The organism is Chitinophaga filiformis (genome assembly GCF_021646545.1).
Taxonomy (GTDB): Bacteria; Bacteroidota; Bacteroidia; order Chitinophagales; family Chitinophagaceae; genus Chitinophaga; species Chitinophaga filiformis_A.
Genome location: NZ_JAKIRP010000014.1, coordinates 104764 through 127553, shown reverse-complemented (window position 1 = coordinate 127553; position 22790 = coordinate 104764). Strand labels below are relative to the sequence as shown.

The window sequence follows — 22790 nt, the reverse complement described above, 5'->3', positions numbered from 1 at the left end:
ATGACCGGAGCGAAGTAGTTCAACTGCTCCTTATCCTGATCCGTTCAATCCTGGTTCATTACTTCAGCGAGTTGTCCAGCAGCGCTTCAAGGTGCTGTAACTTTTCTTCCAGGAAGGGCGCAAGGCCTGCCTGGATCTTTCCCCCACTTGTCACGGGATGGGTGGCGTACATGATAAGGACCATAGCAATATAGTCTTGCAGGTCTTTACCAGCGTACGCTGTCTTGAATTCAATGATCTTTTCGTTCACTTCCTTCATGGTACGGCGTACTTCCTCTTCCTCTTCCGGCTTTATCTTAATGCGGTACGACCTGTCGGCTACCACAATGTTAATGGGAATCAGCGGTTCCATGTCGGTAAATTTGGTTTTAACTAGCTGTTTAACAGTGCGATACAGCGATCAATCTCCTTTATATAATCATTGATCTTGTTGCGCATTTCCTTTCTGAATTCTTCATCGTCTTCCCGGTTGGACGGTGTACCCTGGGTGGCCACGGCCATTTTGGCCAGGTGGAGCTTATTTTCCAGGGCTGCGATCGTTTCATCCCGGGCTGCCAGTGTTTCTTCCTGTTCCTGCAATTGCTCTTTCAGCAATACATTTTCAGCCTGCACCTGCTGCAGTTTTTTTAACAACAAATGGAGCTTATCGTCTATCCTTTGTATGTACTGCTCTAAAGCCATAAAATTCAATTCATTGTTAAGAATTAAGAAGCGTGGTCAACATACCCCGTTCTTAATTCCTAATCCTGATTATTTCCTGATTTCTGCCTGTAACTGTCCTTCGAATGCTTTTACCAGCTTATCCATTACCGCGTCAATCTCTTTATCGGTAAGGGTCTTCTGTGCATCCTGGAAGGTGAAGCTAACGGCGTATGACTTTTTATTAGCGCCCAGTTTCTCACTCTCAAACACGTCAAACAGATTCAGCTCCTGCAGCAGGGAAGATTTCACCGTTTTGGCGGCAGCTTCCACGGCTGCAAATTTCACCTGCTTGTCGAGTACCAGTGCAAGGTCACGGCGAACAGCCGGGAACTTCGGAATTTCTTTGTAAAAGTTATCGCTTTTTTGCAGTAATCCCAATACAATCTTCCAGTTGAAGTCGGCAAACCACACCGGTTGCTTAATATCAAACTGTTTCAGTTTCTGTGCGTTAACAGCACCGAGCACCACCACAGGCTTATTCTTCACACTGATCTGCCAGCCATGCTGCAGTGCGTCGTTTTCAGCTTCCGACCATTGCAGGCCATTGATGCCCAACTGTCTGAAGAGGTTCTGTACATAGCCCTTCAGGAAGTAGAAATCTACCGGCTCAGCCTTGTTCATCCAGCTTTCCGTTCTTTTCTGACCGGTCAGGTAGAGGCTCAGGTGAGCGGTTTCATCATATTTACCCTGTTCGCTGACAGCGTACGTGTTACCGAATTCGAAGAACAACAGGTTGTCATTCCGGCGATTCAGGTTGTGTGCTACACTTTCCAGGCCGGTTTCCAGCATGGAAGGTCGCATTACGTCCAGGTCAGCACTGAGGCTGTTGATCATCTTCACCGTGTGCTGCAACACTTCAGGTGTAAAATACTTACTATTTGTGATAGAGTTGGTAAAAATCTCATTAAACCCGTTGGCTGCCAGGTAATTAGCTGCTTTTTCACGCACTTTCTCCCTGTCCGGTTTCGAATTGGGGGCAGGAGTGATCAGCACCTGTGACGGGATCTCAATATTATCCAGGCCATCGATACGCATTACCTCTTCCACAATATCTGCCGGGATGCTGATGTCAGGTTTGCTGTAAGGCACGCTCACCCGCAGCTTTTCGGTATCTTTTTTAAGAATACCGAAGCCCAGACTGCTCAGGATATTCACAATTTTATCTTCCGGATAAGCCTTTCCACTCAGTTTACGGATATAGCTCCAGCTTGTTTCTACTTCTGTCTGTGCCTTCGGATGAGGATATACATCCACTACCTCCGATGCTGCCTGACCACCTGCCAGTTCGCAGATCAGTGCGGCAGCGCGCTGTAACACATATGCTGTTGCAGAAATATCAGTTCCTTTTTCGAAACGTGCTGCAGCATCTGTACGGAGACCGTGACGGAAGGACGTAGGGCGGATGCTGGCAGGGCTGAAGCAGGCACTTTCCAGAAAGATATTCGTGGTGCTATCTTTTACACCGGAATGCAGTCCACCGAAAACACCGGCAATACACATAGGCTCACTCTTGCCATTGCAGATCATCAGGTCTGCGGCGTCGAGTTTGCGCTCTTTTTCATCCAGCGTTACAAAAACCGTGTTCTGTGGCAGATTCTTTACGATCACCTGACGGCCGTCTATAGCGTCGGCGTCAAAAGCATGCAGCGGCTGACCGGTTTCGTGCAGGATGAAATTGGTGATGTCTACTATATTATTAATAGGCCTTACACCGATAGCGAGCAGTTTATTTTTCAGCCAGTCGGGAGACGCAGCGATCTTCACACCGGTAATGGAAATACCGCTGTACCGGGGACAAGCTTCTGTATTTTCTATGGTAACACCGATCTGGTAAGGGGCAGTTGCTTTGGGCAACGCAGATAGTTCAGGTATTAATGCCTTGTATTTCAGTGTGTTCTCACTGTTGTTCAGGTAAGCGCATACATCTCTGGCCACACCCAGATGGCTCATGGCGTCCATCCTGTTAGGTGTCAGGCCGATCTCGTAGATCCAGTCCTGAACGGGTTTAAATACCTCCCTGGCAGGAGTACCGGGTTGCAGGGACGGGTCGAGTACCATAATACCGGCATGGCTTTCACCGATACCGATCTCATCTTCCGCACAGATCATTCCATGGCTCTCTTCTCCGCGGATCTTCGCCTTTTTCATGGTCAGCGGTTCTCCGCTGGCAGGATAGATGGTGGCGCCGATAGGGGCTATTACTACTTTTTGTCCGGCAGCAACATTGGGTGCGCCGCAAACAATGTGGAGCGGTTCTCCGCTACCTGTATTTACTGTTGTTAATCTCAGTTTATCGGCATTGGGATGGGGTGCTACGGTCAATACCTCGCCTATCACCAGCCCTTCAAGACTGCCCTTTACGGACTCGAATTGTTCCAGGCTTTCCACCTCCAGGCCTATACGCGTCAAAATAACAGATAGTTCCTCCGGCGTCGGTTTCACCGGCAAATAGTCACACAGCCAATTGTACGAAATAGTCATTTGTAAAATTATATAAGTCCGTAAAGTTAGTGTAATTCACGAATAGTCCCTATATAGAAGAAGGAATAGCGCCCGGCGGTGTTGCCCGCAGCGGTACCCGGGCTGCGATTTATTCCCTGACACAGCAAGCGACGAGGAAGCGACGAACTAGCGACGAACTAGCGACGAACAAGGATGATCATCCTGTCCCATTTCCGGACCGCCAGCCAACAAATCACACCAAACAATACCGGTTACCCGGATACGAAAGCAATCGAATTCTTCCGGGGAAGGAATGTGCAAATCAACAAACCTTATGTGTGAAACTTTTTTGCACATTGTTTGTGAATATCCTGACCTTTGTGTGGGGATATTGTGTGAGTTTGGTGGATAATGAATCGATAGTCAGTGTATAACTGTCATTTTGCGGGTGCATAACCTGTGCATGTCACCTTATAAATTATATACCCTGGCAAACTTTAGAAAATCGAAAAATGCGGTTACCTTAGTCAGTACGGCCCTAAAAAGTTTACAATTTCATAAAACGGGAATGGCACAACTGGTACAATAAATTGTAAGGACAAACTAAGGAAGCCACGACATATTAAGTTTTTGATTAACAGACTAATCACGAATATATAGATGGATCTCAATCTAAAGAAAGACCGCAATGTACGCCGTAAGTCGTCCGTTGACGTATCTACCATGATGTACGGCAAGATTCCTCCGCAGGCAAAGGAGATGGAGGAGGCTGTATTGGGAGCCATTATGCTGGAGAAAGGAGCATTTGACACAGTGGTAGAGATATTGAAAGGTGAATGTTTTTATGTAGAAGCACATCAGAAGATATTTACGGCCATGACCCGGCTGGCAGGTAAATCCATGCCGGTGGACATTCTGACCGTAGTCGAAGAACTGCGTTCAATGGGTGAACTGGAAATAGTAGGTGGCCCATATTATATTACCCGACTGACAAATACGGTGGTATCTTCCGCCAACATTGAGGCGCATGCCCGTATCATCCTTCAGAAGTTTATCCAGCGGGAACTGATCCGCATATCCGGAGAGATACTAAGTGAATCTTACGAGGACACGGCAGACGTATTCGACCTGCTGGATTCTGCGGAAAGTAAACTTTTCGAGGTGACCAACAACCACTTACGTAAGAACTACGACAGTATCGACCGTGTATTGGTGAACACCATGAAACGTATCGAAGACCTGCGTAACCGTGGGGATGATATTACGGGAGTACCTTCCGGTTTCCCTTCACTGGACAAGGTAACCTATGGCTGGCAGTCGACGGACCTTATCATCATCGCGGCACGTCCTGCGGTGGGTAAGACCGCTTTCGCACTGAACCTGGCCAGAAATGCCGCCCTTCACCCACGCTTCCCGAAAGGAGCAGCGGTGTTCTCTTTGGAAATGTCATCCGGACAGATCGTACAACGTATCCTGTCCGCGGAGTCTGAAATAAAACTGGAAAAGATCACAAGGGGTAAACTGGAAGAGTATGAAATGAAGAAGCTGATGACCCACGGTATTGAACGCCTGGCAAAAGCACCTATCTTCATAGACGATACCCCGGCACTGAACATCTTCGAGTTGCGTGCCAAGGCCAGAAGGCTGGTACATAACCACGGAGTAGGGGTGATCATCATCGACTACCTCCAGCTAATGAGTGGTAGCGCCGATGGAAAGGGTAGCAACCGTGAGCAGGAGATCAGTAAGATCTCCAGGGACCTGAAAGGGTTGGCGAAAGAGTTGCACGTGCCGATCCTGGCCCTCTCCCAGTTGAGCCGTGATGTGGAAAAGCGTAAGGATGGTAACAAGATGCCGCAGTTGAGTGACCTCCGTGAATCGGGAGCGATCGAGCAGGATGCCGACATGGTAATGTTCCTGTACCGTCCTGAGTACTACGAGATCAACACCAACGAGATGGGCGAGTCCAACAAAGGTGAAACCCACGTGCGTATAGCTAAACACCGTAACGGTCAGCTGGACACCATCAAATTGCGCGCGGTACTCGAATTCCAGCGTTTTGAGGACGATGGTAGTCTGGAAAACCCGGGTGGTGGCAGCAGCAACGCATTCGCAGGCATGCGCAATAATGATCCTGGTGGTAATGACGAAGCGAAACTGTATATCCAGAAGGGTTCCAAGATGAATGACATGAATTTCGATGAAGGATTTGAAGATGCTCCTTTTTAAGTAAACAGCATTAGTAATAATACTGAAAGGCGCTCCTTCTGCACGGGGCGCCTTTTTAATTTCCCCTTATAATATGATGTGGACTAAATATCGTCTGTACTATAAAGACAATTTTAAGTTAGCCTACCCTGTAGTTATTTCCCAGCTGGGGCACGTGCTCGTTGCCTTTTCTGATACCATCATCATCGGTCATACCGGCGATGTGCCCCTGGCGGCAGTAGCGCTGGGCAGCAGTATATTTTCTGTTTTCATGGTGATAGGTATCGGCATGTCTTATGGCCTCACGCCACTGATAGCACAGGAGCATGGCCGTAAAAATCTTGCCCAATGCGGTTTCCTGTTGCGCCATAGCCTGATCATCAATATCGTACTTGGTTTATTATTGTCTACCGCTATCATCACTGGCAGCAATTACCTGCACCTGCTGGGGCAGGAAGAGGACGTACGTGTGCTGGCCAGACCTTTCTTACAGTTATTGGGTGTTTCCTACTTCCCGCTGATGATCTTCCTGACCTTTAAACAGTTTGCCGAGGGCCTGGGATTCACCCGGCAGGCGATGAACATCAGTATAATAGGGAACGTGCTGAATATAGTGATAGGCATCACCCTGGTGTACGGGTTGTTTGGAGCGCCCCGATTAGGGGTGGTGGGTGTTGGTATCGGTACGCTGACAGACAGGGTGCTGATGGCGGCTGCGATGACCTGGTATGTATTGTCTTCTCCCCGTTTCAAGGCTTACCTGGTGCATTTCCGGCAACGCTATCTGTCTCTGGCAGCCATCAAACAAATCCTGGGTATAGGTACACCTGTTGCCCTCCAGTATATTTTCGAAGTGAGCGCCTTCAGTAGCGCTATCGTAATGGCCGGCTGGATTGGGGCCCGGGAGCAGGCAGCTCACCAGATTGCCATTAACCTGGCGTCTATTACCTACATGATGGCCAGCGGTATCTCTGCCGCTGCAGGTATCAAAAGTGGGAACCACTTCGGCGCACAGCAGTGGCGTGAGCTGCGCTCCTCTGCAATAGCCAGTTATCATATGGTATTAGTAATGATGGGCGCAGCTGCGCTGATCTTCATGGTAGGCTGCAGGCTGTTGCCGTTGATGTATATCAGCGATCCTGCAGTTATTAACATTGCCGCTGACTTGCTCATTATTGCAGCGTTCTTCCAGTTGTTTGACGGCACACAGGTAGTAGGGCTCGGTATCCTCCGCGGATTAGGAGATGTACGAATGCCGACTGTTATAACTTTACTGGCATATTGGGTGTTGGGATTGCCTGTGGGTTACTTCCTGGGCATCTACCTGGAATTCGGTGTGCAGGGAATCTGGTGGGGGCTGCTGATAGGCTTACTGACGGCGTCGATATTGTTGTTTTTCAGGTTTCAGCATAGGACGAGGGCGGTGTTGGCCAAAGCCTGATTTTGTTTTACCCCCGATATACCTGGAACTACCGTCTCATTAACCAATGAGGCGGTTTTTTCATTCATCCCGTTTGTATTGATGCGGGTTGCACTGATGAAAATAATGACAACACTAATTGCAAACACGTAAAAAAGTAACAGGTAGCTATTTTTCATTGTAAGTTATTTTGAAATTTGTAAATCGGAAACCCTTGCTACACGATGCAATGTTAGGAAAGAATCAGACACTGTTTTGAACAATGTCCCTTAACTGCAGATTCCTGTCCTTTAACTACAAAAATCTGTCCCTTAACTGCAAAAAACGGGTTCACAGGTTATCATATATCCCCTTATACCTTCCAGGCTACCAATAGTGTACGACTTCGCTACGACTATAGTGCGACTCTATACCTATAGGCGCTATAGTCCTGCGTTACGCCTGCTATTCTATAGCCCTGGCTATACAATAGTGGCTATAACGCTATAGTACGGAGCCTGTAGGTTATAGTCTCCGGTATAGTCGTAGTATAGTGTAAGCGAATACATGCCCTTGAATGCCCTTTCCATACCTGGCAGGGGTGAGTGCCGGAATGGGCCCGTTTCTGTCTTTCAGGCTATTTGCATTACATGTTTTTAACATCTATCCCGCCATGTATCCAGCATCAAACCAGCATGTAACCAGCATATGACCAGGATTAACTTCCGATAATCCTCCGATCAAATCGGAAGATAATCGGAGGTTAATCCTGGTCATATGCTGGTCATATGCTCCTCATATGCCCCTTTCTCGCCCAGGTAACCGATATTTGCCAAAATTTCAACAGGCAATCATGTTTTACGCGAAAGACATCACTCCCGGCGCCGGGCATTACACAATGGACGAACCTACCTCTAAATACTGCATCCAGGTGCTGCGCCATGAGACCGGCGACGAAGTGCTGCTGGCCGACGGTCGTGGTGGCAGGTATACCGCCGCTATCACGGATGATAATCGTAAAAAGTGTGTCGTACAGATAAAAAACTATGAACTGATGCCACCTGTGAAAGCGCCTGTACGTATTGCCATCTCCTTTACCAAAAACACCTCCCGCATAGAATGGTTCCTCGAGAAAGCTACTGAGATCGGTATGCAAACCATCATTCCACTGGTAAGCCAGCGTACGGAAAAGGAAAAGTTCCGTGCTGACCGCTTCGAGAGCATTCTGGTCTCTGCCATGCTGCAATCGCAGCAATTTTATCTGCCGGAACTGACTGCCCCCGCTACCTTCGAAGCACTGGTGCAACAGCCCCCTGCCAATCAGCTGTTCATCGCCCATTGCCTGCCGGAACAAAAACAACATCTCTGGCAAGCCATGCAGCCAGGTAAGGATAGCTTATTGCTGATTGGACCGGAGGGCGACTTCACACCGGAAGAGATCAAACTGGCACTGGAAAAAGGATTTCAACCCGTTTCCCTGGGAGACACCCGCCTGCGCACCGAAACCGCCGGAATAGTTGGCTGCACCATGATGAATGCAGTCAATGCCACTACCTTATAATTTGATAACACATAAAGAAAAAATATCACAACAAGCGTTTTTCTGATAACTAATCCCATATTGGAAAAGTGAAGAATTAATTGTAGATTACACACTTATAAGGGCTTTATACTTTTCACGTGAAAAACGCGCACATTCATCCGGATTCCACTTGCACGGATAAATACCTGTGGGATATGATCAGGGCTGATTCCGTAGACGCTTTTAACGAAGTGTACAACCGGTATTGGGGCCTGTTATTCCATGTCACCATGAAGCGCCTGCAGGTCAAAGAGATCGCAGAAGAGATCGTACAGGACACCTTCATCATCTTATGGGAGAAAAGACATGATATAGAGATCTCTGCCCTGAAACCTTATCTCTTCGCCATTACCCGTTACGCCGTATTTCATTACCTGGCCAGCAAACAGACCATTGCTTCCAGGATGAAGACCCTTGCCCATATGTCGGAAGCTGACAGTAGCAAGGGCGCCGATGTGGAAGCCCTGGTGAACGACAGACTGTTGTTACAGTTAATAGAAACCGTCGCCAGTGAACTGCCGGAAAAAAGCCGGCAGGTGTTCTACTATAATAAACTACTCGACTACTCCATCAGCCAGGCGGCTGAAACCTTCAATATATCTCAGAAAACAGCCGAAGGGCACCTCACCAAAGCCCTGAAAATATTACGCCTGAAACTAAGCGCACTACATACTGTTCTCTTCTGAAAAAAAATCTTTCTTAAAAGCAAGGGTAAATTGTCAGTTATACACTCTTAATTAGTATAACTCGGAAAAATGCCTGACGATTACATCCACGAACTTGCCCGAAAATGGCTGGCAGGTACAGCTACAGAGGAAGAGATCAACATCCTGATGCAATGGTATGGAAAGGAAGAAATGGATATGGTCAGGAATGAAGACAGTGCCCGGAAACGGCAGCTGTCCTCCGTATGGTGGATGGCAGCCGCGGTTATGATAGCCGCGGGGATCTGGGTTTTATATCCGAAGCGGGAGGAAAAGAAGGTTGTCATATATGTACCAAAAGAACAGCAGCACAGGATCATATTGCCAGACAGCAGTATTGTATGGCTGAATGCCGACAGCAAACTGCAGTACAATGACTGGCCACAGCGCAGGGAAGTCACGCTCAGCGGTGAAGCGTTTTTCGACGTGAAAAAAGGCGCCCGGCCATTTGTAGTGAAAGCCGGTGGCAGCACTACAACCGTATTGGGTACCAGCTTCAATATTAAAGCCTATAGCGGCGAGCCGACTTCCATTACCGTAGCTTCCGGAAAGATAAAAGTGGAAGACGAAAAGAAACGTATTACTGTGCTGACAGCCAATAAACAGATCACGCTGGAAGAAAAGACAGATAGCACTGCCGAAAGAACAGTCAATGCAACAGCTTACCACGCCTGGATAAAAGGCGGTTTTGAAGTGAACAATGAGACATTTGAATCTATTACCAATATGCTAAGCAGGAAGTACGATGTAGCTTTCCATTTCGAAAACGATGCACTGAAGAAGTGTACGTTCATCGCCAGCTTTGATGAGCACACGCCTATGGAGAGAATATTGGAACTATTGTGTAAGATCAACAACTCCACGTACCGCATCAGTCAGGACAAAAGAGAAATATCTATCAGCGGCGAAGGGTGCCAATAATATTTTCACAAAAATCAAGCAATCCCGTTATGAAACAAACAACAGCATTTCCCGGCGATACCACATAAAAAATCCTTTCCCATAAGGAAAGGATAACATAGCGCTGTCTGCATCAGAGTCTGCAAACCATATATGCAAACAGGCGCTACGGCTTTGTATTCTATTACATCATACAAAATGCAATTAAAGATATGAAATACTACGGTATTTTGACAGGGAAGCCTATGGGCATTACCCACCATTATTTACCAGACCTTTTGCTTAAGCTAATGCGAACAGTGATCATGATCATGATGGTGCTGTGTACAACAACGTTGTTACTCATTGCCCGTAATACCAGCGGACAAGACCTGAACACCGTGATGTTGCAGCTGAATATCAGGGAAGGAAAACTTGATAAAGTATTGAAACGCATAGAAACGCAGGCGCCGTTCCTCTTTGTTGTAGATGGTGTACTGGCCGGCAACACCCCCGTGCCCGCACTGGAGAACAAAGAGCGTTCGCTAAAAGAGGTACTGGACGCACTGCTGCTGCCGCACGACCTGTTCTATGTACAGGAGGGAAAATATATCATCATCAAAAGGATGCCCATGTCTGCCGCCATGCAGGCCGCTGCAAAAGGTCTGCCCGTACCCGAAGGCATGGCCAAGGTCATCACGGGGATGGTGACCGACGAAAAAGGCCAGCCACTACCGGGCGTGAGCATAGTAGTGAAATCGTCAAAGACGGGTACTATGACCAACGATAAAGGTGTGTTCTCCCTCGAGGCAAGGAGTGAGGCCGATACACTGTTGATCAGTTATATAGGTTACCGCACCCAGGAAATAGCCGTGAAGGGCCGTAGCCAGCTGAATATCCAGATGGCACTGAGCGACAACTCACTGGCGGATGTTGTAGTAATAGGCTACGGCAGCCTGCGGAAAGGAGACCTGACCAGCGCTGTAGCTACCGTAAAATCAGAGAACTTCGTAAAAGGTAATGTACTGGATGCCGGTCAGCTATTGCAGGGCAAAGTGGCGGGCCTGTCCATCGCTACTCCCAGCGGTGACCCCACCAGTTCCTCACAGATCCTGCTGCGTGGTAATACCACCCTGCTGGGCGCTAATGCTGATCCTTTAGTATTGATAGATGGTATCCCCGGCGATCTGAAAACTGTAGCACCTGAAGACATCGAGTCTGTAGATGTGTTGAAAGACGGATCTGCCGCCGCTATCTACGGTACCCGTGGTACCAACGGTGTGATCATCATCACCACCCGCAGGGCCAGTGGCACTTATAACAATTCAGTGGAGTACAGCGGATATGTCAGCACACAAACCATCGCCCGCAAACCGGAAATGCTGACAGCAGCCGATTACCGCAAACAGATCGCGGATGGTACCAGAGACGCTTCCTGGGATCAGGGCGCGAATACCGACTGGCTGAAGGAAATATCACAAACGCCATTAACACATGTACACAACCTCACCATGAGAGGCGGTAATGCCAAAACAAATTATCTCGCGAATGCGAACTACCGTTCCCTGGAAGGTATCATGAAGAAGTCTGACAACAGGACCTTCACCGGCCGTATCGATATCAATCACAGCATGCTGGATGATAAACTGAAGGTCAACCTGGGCATGCTAAGCGCCAACAACAAGTACACAACTACCGGCGATGGTTTCAGCTTTAATGGGTATACCTACAGACAAGCCCTCATCCGTAATCCAACATCTCCCGTACGCGACTCGCTGGGAAACTGGTATGAACAGACAGGCCTGTTTAACTACGAAAATCCGGTGTCAAGACTCTATGAAAGCGATGGCCGCAATACTTCCCAGAATACGCGTCTCAACGGTTCATTGACATTGCTGCCGGTAGACGGATTGAAATTGTCAGCCTTGTTCTCTTACACCAAATACAATGAAGACAGGGGCTATTCAGAAACCAAACGGCATATCTCCAATCTGAGGGATAGCAGGAATGGGTATGCATCCGTTGGTACGAAACAACAGATTGACAGATTGATGGAGCTCACTGCACAGTATACCGCTAATGTAGGAAGACATAAATTCACCGCCCTGGCGGGTTATAGCTACCAGGAGCGCGAATATAACAGTCACTGGATGCAGAACTGGGACTTTCCGACAGACCGCTTTACCTACAACAATATTGGTATAGGACAGGCACTGAAAGAAGGACTGGCGCCGGAATTCAGTGATAAGACAGAAACGAACCTCATTGGTTTCTTCGGCAGGGCTACCTATAGTTATGATGACCGTTACCTGCTGTTGGCCAGCTTACGTCACGAAGCGGCCAGTCAGCTGTATGGCACCAGGAAGCCCTGGGGTACCTTCCCCGCTATCTCTGCCGGATGGCGTATCAGCAATGAGGCGTTTATGAAAGGCCAGACATTGTTTGATGACCTGAAATTACGTGCAGGATATGGCGTTACAGGTACGCAACCTACTGACCTTTTCCTGGGTGTGGCCATCCTGAGCTACAGCAACTATGTATATGTAAATGGCGTGTGGATACAGACACTGGGACCCTCACAGAACCCTAATGCTGACCTGCGCTGGGAAGAAAAACATGAGACGAATGCTGGTTTAGATTTCTCCATGTTCAGCGGCAGGATCAGCGGTAGCGTGGATTATTACATCCGCCGCATTAACGGATTGCTGTATGACTATCCGGTGCCCAGTCCTCCAAACCTGTATACGTCCACACGTGCGAACGTAGGCAAGATGGAAAATAAAGGACTGGAAGTGTTGGTGAACTTCATCCCGGTAAAGACAAGGAACTTCGAATGGAACAGTAGCGTGAATTTCTCTACCAACACCAATAAACTTGTAAGCCTGTCTAACAACCTTTACAAGACTACCAACAACTACTTTACCACAGGTGGTACAGGCGAACCGATCCAGACGTTTACACACATTGTCAACATCGGAGATAATATCGGCGATTTCTATGGCTTCAAAGTAGTAGACATTTCTGAAGATGGTAAATGGATCTATGAAGGCCGCGATGGAAAGCCTGTTCCTTACGACAGCTATCAGCATGCTTTTGAAGATAAACGTGTACTCGGCAACGGTCTTCCGAAGTATTACGCCGGATGGAATAACAGCTTCCGTTATAAACAGTTTGATCTGAATATTACGATGCGTGGTGCTTTTGACTATCAGATCCTGAACTATCAGCGCATGTATTATGAGAACACTGGTCTGCAGCAGTACAACCGCTTGAAATCTGCTTACGACAAGGTATTCGGCAAGGCCGTACTGAGTAAGGATATGCCGCTGGAGTTTAACAGTTATTATGTAGAGAACGGTGATTTCTGGAAGGTGGATAATATCACACTGGGGTACAATTTCCGGAACCTGAAACTAAAATACATGCACTCGGCGCGTGTATATGTCTCTACGCTGAACACTTTGATCATTACTGGTTATAAGGGAATTGATCCGGAAGTGAACAGGCTGGGACTCGCGCCAGGCAATGATGACAGGGATAAGTATCCTTCTGCCAGGACATTTACTGTTGGTGTTAATATGAATTTCTGATCCGTTAAATTCTGCTGTTATGAAACAATCTATCAAGACAATATTACTGGCAACGCTGTTACTGGTGTCTGCCTGCACCAAATTAAAAGATACAAGTTATAACGAGATCATCGCCGGTCAGTTTGATCCTTCCACAGAGGATCTGGCCTCGCTGGTAGGCGCTGCTTATGTGAACTGGCGCTTTGTGCTGAACGACTGGAATGGTCTTGCCCGTATACAGGAAGCCACTTCCGATGAGGTGGTGATCCCTGCACGCCCGAATGGCTGGGTGGACGGTGGTATTTATCGCCGTTTGCATGAGCATAAATGGACGGCTGATGATGATGTTACTATCAACACCTGGAACCGTACTTACGCCGGTATTACGAATTGTAACCGTATCATCTATCAGTTGGAATCCGGTAGTATTCCTGTCAGCAACGGTAAGGAAGAAACACTGGCAGAGCTGAAAGTGTTGCGAGCTTCCTACTATTATGTGCTGTGTGATGTATATGGTAATGTACCTGTTGTAACACAGTTTGACGTGCCGGCTGGATTCCTGCCAGAACAGAGTACCCGTAAAGAGGTATATGATTTCATCGTTAAGGAAATCAAAGATAACCTGCCATTATTGAGCGATAAAAACGACAAGACCACCTATGGCAAGTTCAATCAGTGGGCCGCTTATGCCCTGCTGGCAAAGATGTACCTGAATGCCGAGGTGTACACAGGTACTCCTGCATGGGATGAATGTATTACTGCATGTGATGCTATCATCAATTCGGGTAAAGGCTTCATATTGGAACCTGTACAACGCAGCGTATTTGTAACGGACAATGAGAATTCAAAAGAGATCATTTTCGCCCTGCCATTTGATGAAACATATGTAACGAACTGGAATGCCTTCGATATTCACATGCAGACATTACAACCTGCATGCCAGGCTACCTACAATCTGAAATCTACTCCATGGGGCGGTATCTGCGCTATTCCTCAGTTCATCAATACATTTGATACGGACGACGCCCGTTATCGCGACAACTGGATAAAGGGACAGCAGTACAGCGCTGCCGGTGCTGAACTGAATTGTACTATGGGCGCTTACACCGGTAAGCCACTGGCCTTTATCAACGAAGTACCGGGCATTGATCAGTCAGAAGAGATACATGGTTTCCGTCTTGGCAAGTTTGAGTTCAAGCAGAAGGCCAATGTACAGCTGAGTAATGACTGGCCTTTATTCCGCTATGCAGACATCCTTATGATGAAAGCGGAAAGCCTGTTAAGAAAGGGCGACGCTGCAGGAGCAGCTACACTCGTAACACAGGTAAGGCAGCGGAATTTCACAGAGCATCCGGAGAAAGCACTCGTTACGGGCGCCGACCTGTTGAAGGGAAGTGTTTATAATTACGGTTTGCGTAATCATCTGAACCAGACAGTAGAAGGAGGTGACGATGTGCAGTATGGCCGCTTCCTGGATGAACTGGGCTGGGAGTTTGCACAGGAAGACCGGCGCAGGCAGGACCTGATCCGCTTTAAAGTGTTTACAAAGAAATCATGGTTTTCGCATACACCTAATGGCGACTACCGCATACTCTTTCCTATACCCCGTGTTGAGATCAATAAGAACGGCAATCTTAAACAAAATGATGGTTATTAATTTATAAAGGGTTTATGAAAAAACAATTGTTATCACTCGCATTGTTGTATGCTATTCCTCTCTGCGCGCAGCAGGCGGACTATCCTTTGAGAGCGGTGAATTTTACTGCCGTACAGCTGACTGACAGTTTCTGGCTGCCGCGTGTACGTACGAATCATAACGTGACGATCCCGGCGTCCTTTGCGCGGTGTGAGAGTACTGGCCGCGTGAAGAACTTTGAGATGGCGGCAGCGAAAGAAGGTAAGTTCTGTACGAAGTTCCCCTTCGATGATACGGATATTTACAAGACCATCGAAGGCGCTTCTTATTCTATGGCGGTTACGCCCGATAAGAAGATGGACGCTTATGTGGATTCGCTGATCACTGTTGTTGGCAAAGCGCAGGAACCTGATGGATACCTGTATACAGCCAGGACCATCGATCCATTGCATCCGCATGACTGGTCGGGGTCAGAGCGATGGGTGAAGGAGCACGACGGAAGCCATGAACTTTATAACTCCGGACATATGTTTGAAGCAGCCAGTGCACATTACCTGGCTACCGGCAAGCGTAATTTCCTGGACATAGCGTTGAAAAATGCCGATCTGCTGGTACAGACCTTTGGGCCAGGCAAACGTGGTGTAGCACCGGGACATGAAATAGTGGAGATGGGACTGGTACGTTTGTACCGCGTTACCGGGAAGAAAGAATACCTGCAGCTGGCAAAATTCTTCATCGATGAAAGAGGCAAGCGGCAGTATAATACCAAAAGCCGGAATCCGTGGGAGAACGGTAAATACTGGCAGGACCAGGAGCCGGTAATAAAGCAATCCGAAGCAGTGGGACATGCCGTAAGAGCCATGTACCTGTATGCGGCAATGGCTGATGTAGCGGCACTGGAAAATGATACCGCTTATCTGCATGCCATTGACAGGATCTGGAATAATATGGCTACCAAAAAGATCTATGTACAGGGTGGTATTGGCGCCGTACCTGACGGAGAGCGCTTCGGAGAGAATTATGATCTGCCCAATGCTACCGCTTACAACGAAACCTGCGCAGCTATTGGTAATGTCTACTGGAACCAGCGTATGTTCCAGTTGCATGGCGATGCGAAGTATGTGGATATGCTGGAAAAGGTGCTGTACAATGGGCTGATATCGGGCGTAGGCCTGGATGGCAAGTCTTTCTTCTACACCAACGCTATGCAGGTACGCAGAGGAATGCATCATCACAGCCTGGAGGCAACGCGTTCCGGATGGTTTGAATGTTCCTGCTGTCCCACAAATATGGCGCGCTTCCTGCCTTCCCTGCCCGGCTACATTTATGCACAGAAAGGACGTGAGGTATATGTGAACCTGTTTGTCAACAGTACTGCTTCATTGGAAGTGGAGAAACAGAAGGTAAAGATTGTACAGTCTAACAACTATCCATGGCAGGGAGACCTGCGTTTCAATATCGAACCGGCGGCTGCAACAGAATTCACTTTAAAGGTCCGCATACCCGGCTGGGCAAGGCAGGAAGCTATTCCCGGAGGGATCTATTATTTCAAGGCAGGCAAAGCAGACAGTGTGTTGATCAAAGTAAATGGTCAGCCGGTAAGCTATCAGCTGGAGCAGGGCTATGCCGTGATCAAAAAGAAGTGGAACAAAAAAGATGTGGTGGAAGTGCAGTTACCGATGGAAACGCATGAGGTACTGGCCATCCAGCAGGTAAAAGACGATAACGGGAAGGTAGCCATTCAGCGCGGACCATTGATGTATTGTGCAGAATGGAAGGATAACGATGGCCGCACCAGCAATCTCCTGCTGCCTGAAACATTCCAGCCTGAAGTCAGGAAAGATATGCTGAATGGTATCGTGGTACTGAAAGGCGAAGGTAAAAGTATCAATGTAAATGAACAGCAACAGCAGGTAAATACAGCACCAAAGCAGGTAACGCTGATTCCATATTATGCATGGGCAAACAGGGGCGAAGGGGAAATGAATGTATGGTTCCCCGAAAAAATAGTGGACGTGGAAATACTGGCTAAGTAATCCATCGGGAAAGCTCCATGGAGCTATGCGCGTTGTGTAGCTCCAGTTTTTAATACTACAGGCGTCACGTGTAAGAGTTGTTACATATGACGCCTGTAGTGTTATGAGATTTAATTATTTTAATCCTTCGCAGATCTTCTTCACGATTGTCGGCCCTTCATACACGAATCCCGTATACACCTGCACCAGTGATGCGCCTGCATCCAGTTTCTCCTGTGCATCTGCAGCTGTGAAGATACCTCCTACAGCAATAATAGGCACAGCGCCATTGGTGTGTTTATGGATATAGCGGATCACTTCTGTCGCTTTCTGTTTCACCGGCAGGCCGCTCAGTCCACCAGAGCCGATAGCGGCTACTTCTTCTGCAGGCGTCTGTAAGTTATCCCTGTCGATGGTTGTGTTGGTGGCGACAATACCGGCCAGTTTGGTTTCCTGTACGATCTCGATAATATCGTCCAGCTGACTGAGGGTCAGGTCTGGCGCTATTTTCAGCAGGATAGGTTTTTGTTTCGGCTTCTGTGCATTGAGCATCTGTAAGTGATGCAGCAATTGTTTCAACGGCTCTTTCTCCTGTAATGCACGCAGGTTCGGAGTATTGGGAGAGCTGACGTTCACAACGAAATAATCCACCACATCAAACAGGGCATGGAAACATTTCTCATAATCGTTGATGGCCTGTTCATTCGGTGTTATCTTGTTCTTACCGATATTACCACCGATAATGATGTCTGATTTCCTTTTCTGCAGGCGTTTGGCAGCGGCGATAGCGCCTCCGTTGTTGAAGCCCATACGGTTGATAAGGGCCTGATCGGCGGGAAGGCGGAACAGGCGTGGCTGATCATTGCCGGGTTGCGCTACAGGTGTTACGGTGCCGATCTCCACAAATCCGAATCCAAGGCTGGCCAGTTCGTCTGTATAGCGGGCATCTTTATCGAAGCCGGCTGCCAGTCCTACGGGATTCTTAAAGGTCAGTCCCCATAATTGTCTTTCCAGACCTTTGCGTTTCGGCAAACAGAAAGAACGTACAACATTTTTCCCCAGCGGGATACCATGCATTACCTGCAGGCCTTTCATCACCTGGTAGTGAATGCTTTCCGGCGGGAAGCGGAAGAGTATTTTTTTGATAAGATTATACATGCGGGCACAAAGTTAATCAATGTACCTTCCCAAATAACAGTGTAGCTTCACAAAATTAATGACCGGGACCTTTCTGCTTAACGGTCATTCTTTCCTGTTTGCATACACGGAAGGAGTGATAGTCAGCAGTTAACACAACAAAACCGGGTATATATTATATCTTTACAGGGTTTAAATACCAATGCTGGACCGTCGTACATTTGAAAATACCTTTAGAGAACATCATGCCGCATGTCTGGCATTTGCGGTGCATTACACCGGCAACCTCCATGAGGCGGAGGAAGTGGTGCAACAGGTGTTCCTGCGGTTGTGGGAGAAACGGGAAACCATTGATGTTGCCGGCGCTATGAGGTCTTACCTGTTTGCCGCCATCCGGAATACGGCTATCAGTAACTGGCGGAAGGAAACGGTAAGGCAGGAAAAAGAGCAGGTAGCAGGCGATCTGCATGCTGCGGGTGGCCAGGTACAGTCGCCCGCCTGGGAGCTGGAGCGGATGTATCAGCAGGCCCTGGAAGTGCTACCCGAGCGTTGCCGTGAAGTATTTGTACTCAGCCGGCAGCAACAATTAAAGTACGCCGAGATTGCCGAGGTAATGAACATTTCTGTGAAAACAGTGGAGAATCAAATGGGGAAGGCATTGAAAATCATGCATAAAGAGCTGAAGGAATACCTGCACGTGCTGTTGTTGTGATTTACCCGGTATGATTTTGCCCCTTCGGGGAAGATCTGAGCCGTGGTACCCCTGTTGGCGCATGAATATTTGCATCCCCGATAGGGGAAACCTGCCACAACCTGCGTCTGTTACCATGAGAAAGCCTCATTGTGCTTTTGCCTGCTTTCATCTGTTATAAATACTACAAACTGTTCGATGACTAAACTGTATGCTGATGAGGCGTTATATGCCTTGCTATGTAAATATTTGCTGGGGGAGGCCGATGTGGCTGAGCGCCAGTGGGTGGACGACTGGCTGAATAGTGATCCTGATCACCCGGGGTTGCTGTCGGCACTTGAAAAGTTGCTGCAGGAACAGCCTCATATAATTGTGACGCCTGCCGATACCGAACGTGCCTGGCAGTCGCTTAACGCCAGGATGGGAGGAAGGACGGTCAAATGGCGTAAGTGGTGGATGGCTGCCGCTGTCATACTGTTTGCTGCCGGAACGGGTTTGTTGTGGCTAACTACCCGCAGTGGCCGTACACAGCGCTTTACAGGGCCTGTGGTGGCACAACTGAAAGATGGTACTACTGTTCAGCTGGAAGATAAGGCGCAACTGCTGGTACTGGCAGGGTTTGGCCGCAGGCAGCGGGAAGTGTCGCTGGAAGGAAAAGCCATATTCAATGTAACGCCGGATGCCGCTCGCCCGTTTATAATAAAGCTGGGGGAGAGGACGATAAAAGTATTAGGCACCCGTTTTATGGTAGATGTGGCTGCGGGGAAAAAAGGTGCGCTGCGCATACATGTGGATACGGGACAGATCATGGTGACAGACAGGCGCAGCAACGATAGCGTGGTACTGTCGGCCGGTATGCTGCTGGAACAGCAGGGAGAACAGGTCCCCTTCAGGATCGCAGCACACGTGGCGGATGCCTCGGGGCAGCAACTGGTATTCTCCGATACACCGCTATCGGAAGTACTGCAGACCATTGAAGTTGTTTATCATGTACATGTTACTGCCGACGCAGCCTTGCTGCAATTGCCGGTAACAGCTACTTTTACCGGAGAAACCGCAGAGAATGTACTCGCGTCTATTGCGTTCATGACCAATGCAGATATAGAGAAAAAAGACACCGTCATAATATTGAAGAAGCATGAAGAATAAATTTTACAACCTTAAAAAGAATGATGTCGCTGTTTGGTAGGATGTTATTAGGAACATTGCTGATCTGTATTCCTGTACATGCATCCTCCCAGTGGGATTGGCGTACCAGGGTCAGTGTGGCAGTGAAGGACCAGCCGCTTGAAACAATATGTATTATACTGGAGAAACAATATGGCATCCATTTCTCTTACAGCAAAAACGTTGTTGACTTGTCCCCACGGGTAACAGTGAACATACATAACAAGCCCCTGAAAAAAGCGCTGGAAGATATTTTCAGACCCTTCGATATTCAGTTCGCCCGTATCGGTGATCAGATCGTGCTGACATTCAAAAAACATCCCACGCAGACTATCAGTGGATATGTGCAGGATTACACCACCGGCGAAAAGCTGATCGGAGCCACCGTTTATTCCCCTGTACAACATGTTGGAACCACCACTAACCAGTTTGGCTTTTTTAGTCTCACGCTACCCCGCGACACGGTTAGTTTACAGGTCTCCTACATTGGTTATAAACCCGGAATGTTACCAGTCAGAAAATCACAGTCTGAACCCGTCATCGTGCCCCTGCAATCACAAAACAGCCTGCCTGAAGTGGTCATCGTGACAGATACATTCCGTCAGCAGCAGGAACAGGGGCCACTGAGTAAATTAAATTTATCGCCCGCCGATATGAAAGCCATGCCACGCCTGCTGGGCGAGGCGGATATGATGCGTGCTATCGGCGCATTGCCAGGTGTATCGGGCGGTATAGAAGGCGGTGGCGGACTAAATGTAAGGGGTGGAAGTCCGGACCAGAACCTGGTGCTGCTGGATGGTACGCCGATCTTCAGTGTGTCACATCTGTTCGGGATCTTCTCGGTATTTAATCCTGATATTGTAAAGAGTGCAGAATTCTATAAAGGGGCATTTCCTGCCCGTTACGGAGGACGCTTGTCGTCTATTGTAGATATTTCGCTGAAAGACGGCGATATGCAGCAGTTTCATGGAGAAGCAGCCATCGGGTTGATCGCTGCGAAGGCGATGGTAGAGGGACCGATCAAAAAAGGGAAAACCTCCTTTCTTGTGTCTGCCCGCCGATCGCATACCGATATGCTGTTGAACGACCTGATACAGACTGCCGACAATGGAGATGACGGAAGTCCTGATAGTAAAGGATACGTGTTTTTTTACGACGCTAATCTGAAGGTGAATCATATCTTCTCTGAAAAGGACCGTTTGTATCTGAGTGCTTATATCGGACAGGACCAGCTGAATATAAAATGGAAAGAAAAGCCGCAGGATCCTGCCAATCCGAGTGCTTACTTTGGCGATAGCCGTTCTAAGTTTTTATGGGGGAATTATACGAGTACGCTTCGCTGGAACCATGTATTCAGTCCGAAATTGTTTGCTAACATCACCAGCAATTACTCACAATACTATTTTTCTACTGAGTACAAATATGATTATAAGCCCATAAATACGGTAGATACAAACAGATTGTACGGTAAATATTCTTCCAGCATTCAGGATATTGTTGCAAAGGCAGATTTTGAATACAGGCCCCAACCCAAACATACAATTAAGTTCGGCGCAGGTGCTATTACTCACATCTTTAACCCGGGCGTATCATTGTTTCAGGATGACGGAGATGCAGCGCCATCCGTGGATACAACGTATGATAATGGCCATTCCACCGGACAGGAGATATTGTTGTATGCAGAAGATGAATGGAGTGCATCACAGGCGCTACGGATCAATGCCGGCATTCATGCTTCGGGTTTCCTGGTGGACGGGCGTTTCTATCATTCGGTACAGCCAAGATTGGGACTCAGATACCAGTTACCGCGCAGGTGGACTCTAAGAGGTACGTACACACATATGACCCAGTACCTGCACCTGCTCTCCAACAGTGGAGCCAGCCTGCCTACAGATCTCTGGGTGCCATCCACAGGGAAAGTGCAACCTATGTTTTCCCGCCAGGGATCCATTGGTGTTTCGAAGACCAGTCGCCACCGCATGTATACCATGTCCGCAGAAGTTTATTATAAAACCATGGACCATGTTATAGAATACAGTGAGTATGTATCTCCATTTGATGGCGCAGGTGAAAACTGGGATGATCTGGTAGCTGTCGGCAAGGGACGCAGTTATGGCGGAGAGATCTTACTGGAAAAGAAGAAAGGAACTACCCGCGGATGGATCGGTTATACACTGGCCTGGTCAGACAGGACATTCCCAACGGTGAATGGGGGCAAGTCCTTCCCTTATAAATATGACCGCCGGCATGATCTTGAAGTAGTGCTGACACAGCGTTTGGGCAAACGCTGGGAACTGTCGGCCACCTGGGAATATACATCCGGATTGCCACTGACCTTGCCAACAGCGAGCTTTGAAGGTATAGGAGATCCATCTCCTTTTGATCCGCCACAGAAAGATCCTATCATCGATCATATCGGCAACAGGAATCAATATCGAACTTCATCTATGCACCGGCTGGATATCAGTGCTACCTACAGCAAGAAGAAAAAGCTGTGGACAAAGAGCTGGACATTCAGTCTGTACAATGCATATAATCAGCGAAATCCATTCTCCTATTATATAGTCACAGATACGGAGAAACAAGAACGGTACCTGGCAGAGATCAGCATTTTGCCTATTCTGCCCAGCGTGACTTATGCAATTAAATTTTAAATGAA

15 protein-coding genes are annotated in these 22790 nt (G+C 48.0%); 11 read left to right on the top strand and 4 right to left on the bottom strand.

Annotated features, from left to right (window positions below; translation table 11 throughout):
* Positions 1-58: 58 nt before the first annotated feature.
* From L3C95_RS26790 to pheT, 3 genes are all read right to left on the bottom strand, one after another.
* Positions 59-352, bottom strand: coding sequence for a cell division protein ZapA (locus L3C95_RS26790; RefSeq protein WP_110055904.1), 294 nt, complete (start codon positions 350-352; stop codon positions 59-61).
* Positions 353-372: 20 nt separating this feature from the next.
* Positions 373-681, bottom strand: a complete 309-nt coding sequence (locus L3C95_RS26785) for a hypothetical protein (RefSeq protein WP_236392597.1) — start codon at positions 679-681, stop codon at positions 373-375.
* A 69-nt stretch (positions 682-750) separates the two neighbouring features.
* Positions 751-3183 (bottom strand): phenylalanine--tRNA ligase subunit beta, encoded by a 2433-nt coding sequence (gene pheT, locus L3C95_RS26780; RefSeq protein ID WP_236392595.1) that lies wholly within the window; start codon positions 3181-3183, stop codon positions 751-753.
* 621 nt (positions 3184-3804) lie between these two features.
* On the opposite strand from pheT, the gene dnaB reads away from it, so the two are divergent.
* The 8 genes from dnaB (at position 3805) to L3C95_RS26740 (ending at position 17157) form a co-directional block, all read left to right on the top strand.
* Complete coding sequence (gene dnaB / locus L3C95_RS26775) at positions 3805-5373, top strand: replicative DNA helicase (protein ID WP_236392593.1); 1569 nt, start codon at positions 3805-3807, stop codon at positions 5371-5373.
* Positions 5374-5446: 73 nt separating this feature from the next.
* On the top strand, positions 5447-6793 hold the full coding sequence (locus L3C95_RS26770) for an MATE family efflux transporter (protein ID WP_236392591.1): 1347 nt from the start codon (positions 5447-5449) through the stop codon (positions 6791-6793).
* 811 nt (positions 6794-7604) lie between these two features.
* Entirely contained in the window at positions 7605-8312 is a 708-nt protein-coding gene (locus tag L3C95_RS26765) for an RsmE family RNA methyltransferase (RefSeq protein ID WP_236392589.1), read from the top strand.
* Positions 8313-8431: 119 nt separating this feature from the next.
* The gene (locus tag L3C95_RS26760; RefSeq protein WP_236392587.1) at positions 8432-9019 is read left to right on the top strand and encodes a sigma-70 family RNA polymerase sigma factor; all 588 of its coding nucleotides are present in this window, start codon (positions 8432-8434) and stop codon (positions 9017-9019) included.
* 69 nt (positions 9020-9088) lie between these two features.
* Positions 9089-9958: a FecR family protein gene (locus tag L3C95_RS26755; RefSeq protein ID WP_236392585.1), complete on the top strand. Its 870-nt coding sequence runs from the start codon at positions 9089-9091 to the stop codon at positions 9956-9958.
* A 191-nt stretch (positions 9959-10149) separates the two neighbouring features.
* Positions 10150-13506, top strand: coding sequence for a SusC/RagA family TonB-linked outer membrane protein (locus L3C95_RS26750; RefSeq protein ID WP_236392583.1), 3357 nt, complete (start codon positions 10150-10152; stop codon positions 13504-13506).
* Positions 13507-13525: 19 nt separating this feature from the next.
* Positions 13526-15142 (top strand): RagB/SusD family nutrient uptake outer membrane protein, encoded by a 1617-nt coding sequence (locus tag L3C95_RS26745; protein WP_236392581.1) that lies wholly within the window; start codon positions 13526-13528, stop codon positions 15140-15142.
* Between the two features lie 14 nt (positions 15143-15156).
* Positions 15157-17157, top strand: a complete 2001-nt coding sequence (locus L3C95_RS26740; RefSeq protein WP_236392579.1) for a glycoside hydrolase family 127 protein — start codon at positions 15157-15159, stop codon at positions 17155-17157.
* Between the two features lie 114 nt (positions 17158-17271).
* On the opposite strand, the gene L3C95_RS26735 is transcribed toward L3C95_RS26740, so the two are convergent.
* Complete coding sequence (locus tag L3C95_RS26735; RefSeq protein ID WP_236392577.1) at positions 17272-18294, bottom strand: quinone-dependent dihydroorotate dehydrogenase; 1023 nt, start codon at positions 18292-18294, stop codon at positions 17272-17274.
* Between the two features lie 181 nt (positions 18295-18475).
* Here L3C95_RS26735 and L3C95_RS26730 point away from each other — a divergent pair, with 181 nt between their 5' ends.
* From L3C95_RS26730 to L3C95_RS26720, 3 genes are all read left to right on the top strand, one after another.
* Positions 18476-18985 carry an RNA polymerase sigma-70 factor gene (locus L3C95_RS26730; RefSeq protein WP_236392574.1) on the top strand — a complete coding sequence of 170 codons (510 nt, stop codon included), beginning with the start codon at positions 18476-18478 and terminating at the stop codon, positions 18983-18985.
* Between the two features lie 177 nt (positions 18986-19162).
* A complete protein-coding gene (locus L3C95_RS26725; RefSeq protein ID WP_236392572.1) occupies positions 19163-20113 on the top strand; it encodes a FecR domain-containing protein in 951 nt (316 codons plus the stop codon).
* A gap of 20 nt (positions 20114-20133) precedes the next feature.
* Positions 20134-22785, top strand: a complete 2652-nt coding sequence (locus L3C95_RS26720; protein ID WP_236392570.1) for a TonB-dependent receptor — start codon at positions 20134-20136, stop codon at positions 22783-22785.
* The last annotated feature ends 5 nt before the right edge of the window (positions 22786-22790 follow it).